5 protein-coding genes are annotated in these 7,053 nt (G+C 66.2%); all 5 read left to right on the top strand.

Going from position 1 to position 7,053, the window contains the following annotated elements:
- Positions 1–206: 206 nt before the first annotated feature.
- Positions 207–383, top strand: coding sequence for a DUF6229 family protein (locus tag AB0J67_RS38115; RefSeq protein ID WP_363490189.1), 177 nt, complete (start codon positions 207–209; stop codon positions 381–383).
- 166 nt (positions 384–549) lie between these two features.
- Positions 550–3,345 carry a type 2 lanthipeptide synthetase LanM family protein gene (locus AB0J67_RS38110; RefSeq protein WP_363490187.1) on the top strand — a complete coding sequence of 932 codons (2,796 nt, stop codon included), beginning with the start codon at positions 550–552 and terminating at the stop codon, positions 3,343–3,345.
- Positions 3,338–5,218: a prolyl oligopeptidase family serine peptidase gene (locus AB0J67_RS38105; protein ID WP_363490185.1), complete on the top strand. Its 1,881-nt coding sequence runs from the start codon at positions 3,338–3,340 to the stop codon at positions 5,216–5,218. The genes AB0J67_RS38110 and AB0J67_RS38105 overlap by 8 nt, the downstream gene beginning before the upstream one ends.
- Entirely contained in the window at positions 5,211–6,488 is a 1,278-nt protein-coding gene (locus AB0J67_RS38100; protein ID WP_363490183.1) for a CapA family protein, read from the top strand. The genes AB0J67_RS38105 and AB0J67_RS38100 overlap by 8 nt, the downstream gene beginning before the upstream one ends.
- 137 nt (positions 6,489–6,625) lie before the next feature.
- On the top strand, positions 6,626–7,053 hold a 428-nt coding region (locus AB0J67_RS38095), incomplete at its 3' end, for an ABC transporter transmembrane domain-containing protein (protein ID WP_363490181.1).

Here is a 7,053-nt window from a genome sequence, read left to right as displayed (position 1 = left end):
CGCCGTCGCCGCCCTGGTCTCCGACCGCACCATCACCTGGTGAAACGCCCCGGAGCAGCACATCGCGTGACCTCAGCTATTGCGCACAAGATCGTCAGATGTCACCTATCGGTGCAGCAGACCCCCATGGATTGGGCCGGGAACCTTTACCTGCGGCTACTCGTATTACCAGGCGTAAAACTTCTCGCTTGAAGGTGGGGTAGGAAATGTCCGAGTTCGAGTCCGATGTTGTGGCCGCCTGGCGTGCAGGCGCCAGCGAGGTTGACGGCGTAGTCAATCCGGCTGGTCCGCAGTTCGAAGTCATTCCCCACTCGCAGGAGTGGGGCGGGACGACCGACTACACCTGTCCGCTGACCAACTGCGACCCATGCGACCCGTGCTGAGGTTCTGATTTCCCGGGTGTGACGGCGGAGCCCGGATGCGTCGTTCGTGCTTTAGGCGCATCCGGGCTGACCGGCGGAGGTTGAGTCCAGATCCGGCGAACGGGGTCCGTCAGGTGCGGGTGGCGGGAGGATTTGTGTGTTCGAGGTAAGGCGTGAGGATGGCGGGTTGGCCGCCACCGTGGCGGTTTGGCAGGCGCCGGCGGTGGAGCGGCTAGCTGATCAGGTGCAGCGGGAGGTGCCACAGCTCGATGGCGGTGCCTGTGCGTTGTTGGTTCATGGATTTAATGCGTGGCTGGGCCCAGCGCTGTTGGGCAGGCTGCGGCGGCTGCTGGTGTTGGAGCTGCACGCGGCGACAGCACAAGGTCGTCTGTCGGGGGCTAGTTCTGAGGAACGCTGGCAACAGTTTGTTGCGGAAGCGGCAACGGTGGAGTTCTGGCGCGGAATGGAGCGGCACTACCCGCACCTGCGTCCCCGTGTGGAGCGGCTGATCGAAGGCCGGTCAGCGTCGCTGGTGACCATGGCGCGCAGGCTGCGGGCCGACCGTGACAGGCTCGAGACCTTTGCCGGTCGAGGGGAGCTGAGCGGCATCGCGTTGGGGCAGGGTGATGCGCATCGCGGCGGGCATAGCGTGATGCGGCTAGAGTTCGGGACCCGCGTGGTCCATTACAAGCCTCGTCCGATGGGCGTCGATCATGCACTGGCGCACCTACTGGAGGATCTGCACCGGGACCATGAGGAGTGGATCCGACTCCCTGCCGTGATAACCGGTAACGGCTACGGCTGGACCGAGCACATCGATCATCGCTACTGCGCTGATCAGGCCGAGGAACTGCGTTTCTACCGAGGCATGGGTGCCTGGATGGCGGTCATGGCGTTGCTCGGCGGAACCGATCTGCACCATCAGAACATGATTGCAGCAGGTGCGGTGCCAGTCATCATCGACTGTGAAACCTTGTTTACCCCGCCGTGGGAGTCGAAGACCACGTGGTGCCACGCCGCCCGCCGGGCCGATCAACTAGTCAGCTGGACCACGATGGCCAGTGGGCTGCTGCCGGCAAGGGTCATGGCAGGTGGTGCGGTCGACGTTTCGGGGTTGGGGTCGCTGCCCGATCAGCAGACCCCCGTGCCGGTGCCGGTGCTGCAGGGCGCTGGCACCGATGCCGCGCGGATGGTTCGTACGCCAATCGAGGTGAACCGGCCGGGAACCAACCACCCGCGCATGACGCCGCGGCCGGAGCAATTCGTCGGCCAGATCGTCGAGGGATACCGGGCGTATGCCCGGCGGATTGACGCGTTGGACGCACGTGGAGACCTGGAGCCTGGCTTGGCCCGGTTTGGCGGGTGCCTGATGCGGCTGGTGCCGCGGTCCACGCAATTCTATGTCGATCTAGAGTACGGGTTGTGGCATCCGGCGTCGCTGCACGACCAGGGCGGCGCCTTGAAGCAGGCTGAGCGTATTTTGGTCCAAGACGCTGAGCGGTTGCATGTTGCCGACCCGGATGGGCTGGCTCGGGCGGAGTTGGCTGATCTGCTGGCCGGTGATGTTCCGGTGTTCGAGTTCGCCCCCGAAACGGGGCGGGCGCACGGGCCGGGAGGACATCTGCTGGCGGACTATGGCGACCAGCTGCGCCCGGCGCTGCGGCGGTGGCGTTCACGCGATGATGCGATGCATGAGCGGGTGATCCGTGCCTCGTTGGCCAACGCCTACCATCTGCACCGGTATACGCCAGCTGACGCCGGCCGTTCCGGCAGTGTGAGGGTGCTGGAGCCGGATCAGCGGCGAGCCCTCACGGCGCGGGTGGTCGCCCGGCTTCGCGACAGTGCCATCTGGGGCGACGACGGCACGGTCACCTGGGTGGGCACCTCGATCGGGTCGGTGACGGCGCGCGTGGTGCGTGCGGTGTCGGCGGATCTGTATGACGGCACCGCTGGCATCACTTTGGCACTGGCCGCCTACCAGCGCGCGGTGCGTCTCGGCCGCGCAGATCCCGTCTCTGGTACTGACGCGCTATTGGAAGCGGCGCTGGCAACCTTGCGGGCCGCTCAGCAGCTCGAAACGGGCCAGGAACAGGGCGGATACTGCGGGCCTGCGTCGCTGGTGTGGACGTGGCTGGCGCTGGATCGTTTACGTGTGCGGCGGGCACTCCCATGCGCCGAAGCAGCAACCACCAAGATCACCTCAGCGGTTGCTGACCAAATCATGCCTGACCTACTGGTGGGCGCGGGGGGTGCAATCGTGCCCCTGCTAGGCCTGGCTGAGCGCACCGGCAAGGACACCTACACGAAGTTGGCGATACAGCTCGCCGAGGGCGTGAGAGAGCGGGCGGTGCTGACGAAGGAGGGCGCGACATGGCCCGACAAGCCTCCAATAACGAGGCCGGCGAGCTTTCCACGCGGATCAGCCGGGTTTGCGCACGGGTCAATGGGGATCGGATGGGCGCTGTACCGACTAGGCCTGGCGACAGGTCTGGGCCAGTGGGATGAACTGGCGGAGCAGGCGTTCGCTTTCGTTGATTCGGCGTTCCAGGCCGGTCGGGGCTGGCGGGACCTGCGCATGCCAAGCGAGAAAGGCACCTACACGGCCACCTGGTGCCACGGCACCACGGGGGTCGGTCTGGCCGCCTGGGACCTTTACCGGCGTACGGGCCGGGAACGGTTCCGCCGGATGGCCGCCCACGCCGCCGAACTGACGCCAGCACTGGCCTCGCCCGGACTGACCTTGTGCCACGGGCAGCTGGGCAGCTGGGAGCTCGCTATCCGGCTTGGCGTATCGGTCGATGGCCCGGCCGTCGACTGGGAGGCCGAGGTGGAGGCGTTGACCACACCGGGGTTGATGGACGGCCTAGCAGGCGTGCTGTATCAGCTACTGCAAATGGACAGCTCGCTCGCTTTGCCATCCCCGCTGCTGCTGGATTGCGGCGGTCCGCAGCCGGTCGCGCCTGTCGGGCCCGTACATGAGTGACCGCATGGGCAGCCCTCAGGCGGACGTCCCTGCACAGCTGTTCACCGATCCCGCTGCGGAAGCGCGATGGCGCGCCCGCTTCACCACACCCCGGATGCCCATGCCGATGTGGGCCGCCGACGCGCCTCAGCGATGCATTTACATCACCACCACCAACGGCGTTCACCAGGTCCATGCCTTGGACCTGGACAACGGCGCGCACCATCAGGTATCCAACACTGACACACCGGTCGGCGTCGGTCGGGCCGCCATCAGCCCCGACGGCAGATGGGTCTGGTGGTTCGCCGACACAGATGGCAGCGAGACTGGCATCTGGATGCGGCGGCCATACCCGCCATGGCTGGCCTGCAGCATGGCCGAGCCGGCGGTGCCAGGTCTGCCCGCCGGCTATCCCACCGGACTTGCGTTGGGCCGCCGCAGCGCTGCGATCGGGCTGACCACTAGGGCTGGCGCTGCCGTCTGGGTGACGCAGCCTGGTGAGTCACTTAAGGTCGTGCACGCTGGCCGCTACGGCGCCCGCCTGGTCGCGATGTCAGCCGACGAAACTCTACTGGCACTCACCCAGTCCGGCACCGACGGCCGCAGCCCAGCCCTGTCGCTGATCAACGCCGCCGACGGCACGCTGGCCGCCACCAGCCGCCACGGTGGGGCTCTAGCCTTCAGTCCGATCCCGGGCGACCAGCGGCTGCTGGTGGTCCGTCACCGTCGAGGCTGGCGCAAACTATTGATCTGGGATCCGGTCACCAGCGACGAAATTCCGGTAGGTGACGACCTGCCGGGTGACCTAACCGCCACGTGGTACCCGGACGGCAGAATGCTGCTGATCATTGGGCGTCATCGCGCCCGATCCACCCTGCACCGCTACGACCCGGAGACCGAGCAGCTGACGTCTATTGACGTACCGCGCGGGAATCTGGGGGCAGCCCAAGCCCGACCCGATGACACCATCTGGTACTCCGGCTCCTCAGGCGCCGCCTCCTGGAACGCGCGCGTCCTGACACACGACGGGGCCGACCGGCCCCTCGTGAGCCAGCAGAGCGGCCCGCCAGCGTCTGAGCCGCTACGCGACCTATTCGCCGTCGGACCAGGTGGCCCTGTACACGCGCTTGTGGCCACCCCCGCTCTGGGTAAGGGGCCGTGTCCGACTGTGTTCGCCCTGCACGGCGGACCCCGCGGCACGGATGTGGACCGCTACTCACCGGAACGGGCGGCCTGGCTGGACGCGGGATTTGCTGTCATTCACGTCAACTATCGAGGCTCGCTGGGGTACGGCACGACGTGGCGGGATGCGATCATCGGCCGACCGGGCCTGACCGAGCTCGAAGATCTGACCGCAGTCTGGCAGGCAGCGGTCGCCGACGGCACGGCCGACCCGACCCGATGCGTGCTAACCGGCCAGTCCTGGGGCGGGTATTTGACCCTACTTGCTCTCGGCACCCAGCCAACACGCTGGGCCGCCGGTATCGCTGACGTACCACTGGCCGATCTCTGCGTCGCCTACCAGCACGGCAGCACCCAACTGCGTGTTTTCCTCGCTGAGCTGTTCGACGGCACCCCCGAACAGGTCGCCGACCGCTACCGTCAGGCCTGCCCGACCGCTTATGTCGCCCACATCAGGGCACCGCTGCTGGTCCTGGCCGGCGACAACGACTCGCGCTGCCAGCCGCGACAGCTAGACAGCTTTCTAAGCCGGCTGTCGATTCACGGAAAGGCGCACCAGATCTACCGCTTCGCGGGCGGACATAGCACCGCCGCAGCGGCCGAACGCCAGCGGCAGACAGCTCTACGCATCCACTTCGCCCGTCAAGCCTTGAGCAGAGCAGACGGCGGCAAGAGACCACCTGTAGACTATTGGGGACCACGCCATGGGTAACACACCTGGTTTAACACTGCTTCTCGTAGGCGACGTGGTGGCCACCCGCCGCCTGCATGCAGCGACCCACGCTGGCCATTTCAGGCGCTTTCAGGCGCTCGCAAACCAAGCGGACGCCGTTTTCGGCAACTTCGAAACCCTCATCCACGACTACGAGAGCCCGGCCAGCCACTTCAGTGGCGGCACCTGGCTACGCGCTCCCGCGGCTGTGGCTGACGACCTCGCCGAACTCGGGTTCACACTCATGTCGCGCGCCAACAACCACGCGATGGACTTCGGCGTGCCAGCCCTGCTGCGTACCACAGCTGAACTCGACCGCGCCCACATTGCCCACGCTGGCGCTGGTCGTGATGAAGCCGAAGCCCGCACCGCGTGCTTCGCCGAAACCGCTTCCGGCCGGGTTGCTCTTGTCTCGGTCTGCTCCACTCTGGCCGAATTCATGGCGGCCACGGCCACGGCCGACGGCATCCCTGCCCGTCCTGGTATCGCCCCCCTGCGCTTCTCGCATGCCCATGAGCTCCCCCAAAACGATTTCGAGCTGCTGAAGGGAATCGCAACCAGACGCGGCCTCAACCCCGAGCTGTTCGGCCCCGACACCGTCTTTTTCCCTCCCTACCGCTTCCTGCGCGGGTCCAGGCACGCCTCCCACACAGTGGCCAACCCTGCTGACCTAGGCGCCACGGTCCGCGCGGTGACGGAGGCCCGCCGCGTCGCCGACATCGTCGTACTCAGCATCCACTCTCACGACTTTGCTGGAGAGCACGAAACGCCCGCCGACTTCGTCACCCATACGGCACACGCATGCATCGAAGCCGGGGCCAGCCTAGTAGTCGGGCACGGACCCCATGTGCTACGCGGTCTGGAAATCTACGCCGGCGCGCCCATCCTGCATGGTCTCGGTACGTTCCTATTCCAGCACGACAACCTGCATCGCCTGCCCGCCGACGCCCGCCATAAGGCCGGCCTGCCAGCCCATGCAAGCACCGCCGACATCCACGCAGCGAGCTTCAATAGCTTCCACGAAGAACGGTTCCGCGAGACCGCAGCCGTCCTGGTCAGCTTCGACACAAACCATACCGCCCTCGAAGTTACCTTCGTCCCCATGGAAATAATGACCACCGGCCGATGGGCCACCCGCGGTTTGCCCATCCCAGCATCACCGACCGCAGCCGAACGAATCCTCCACCGCCTAGCTACCCTCTCCGCGCAGTACGAGTGCCAGCTCACTGCCCTCGACGGCAAAGCGACCTGGCGACGCCAAGATTGCTGAGACGCGACATGTCGACAGAGCGTCGAAATCCCTAGACATCCTTCGAACCGACACGAGGGACGACGACTAGTGCATCCATCGAGAATCAGCAGGCTGAAGTGCCGGTCCAAGGCACATCCGGAAGATAGCGAGAAGGCATGACTTCACTGGGGGGCGCCTTTCTGAGCTATGCTCAGGCGCTGGAGAACGTGCAGTCTGCCAGGAACCGCAAGATCGGGAAGCTGACCGCGCGGCGGATCCTCGTCTTCGCCCGGCCATACCGGACAGAGATCGCGGTCTTCCTGCTGACGGTGGTGCTCGGCGCGGTCATCGGCGTGGCCACCCCGTTGCTGGCGGGCCAGGTGGTCGACGCCATCGTGCTTGGGCAGAGCGAGTCGCTCGATCCCGACGCCGGCGCGCAGGTCGTGCGGATCGCGCTCCTGATTGCCGGTCTGGCACTCGTCAATGCCCTGCTGTTGCTGGCCGAGCGGTTCTACTCCAGCCGCATCGGCGAGGGGCTCATCTACGACCTGCGCACCCGCGTCTACGACCACGTGCAGCGGATGCCGGTGCAGTTCTTCACCCG

It is taken from the genome of Catellatospora sp. NPDC049609, from assembly GCF_040675365.1.
In the GTDB taxonomy this organism is placed as follows: Bacteria; Actinomycetota; Actinomycetes; order Mycobacteriales; family Micromonosporaceae; genus Catellatospora.
Note: the sequence above shows the minus strand (reverse complement) of the source record. Positions and strands in the feature narration are given on the sequence as shown.

Excerpts from the sequence above, each read along its gene's own strand:
- AB0J67_RS38115 (WP_363490189.1), top strand. The coding sequence starts at position 207 with ATGTCCGAGTTCGAGTCCGATGTTGTGGCCGCCTGGCGTGCAGGCGCC.
- AB0J67_RS38105 (WP_363490185.1), top strand. The coding sequence starts at position 3,338 with ATGAGTGACCGCATGGGCAGCCCTCAGGCGGACGTCCCTGCACAGCTG.
- AB0J67_RS38100 (WP_363490183.1), top strand. The coding sequence starts at position 5,211 with ATGGGTAACACACCTGGTTTAACACTGCTTCTCGTAGGCGACGTGGTG.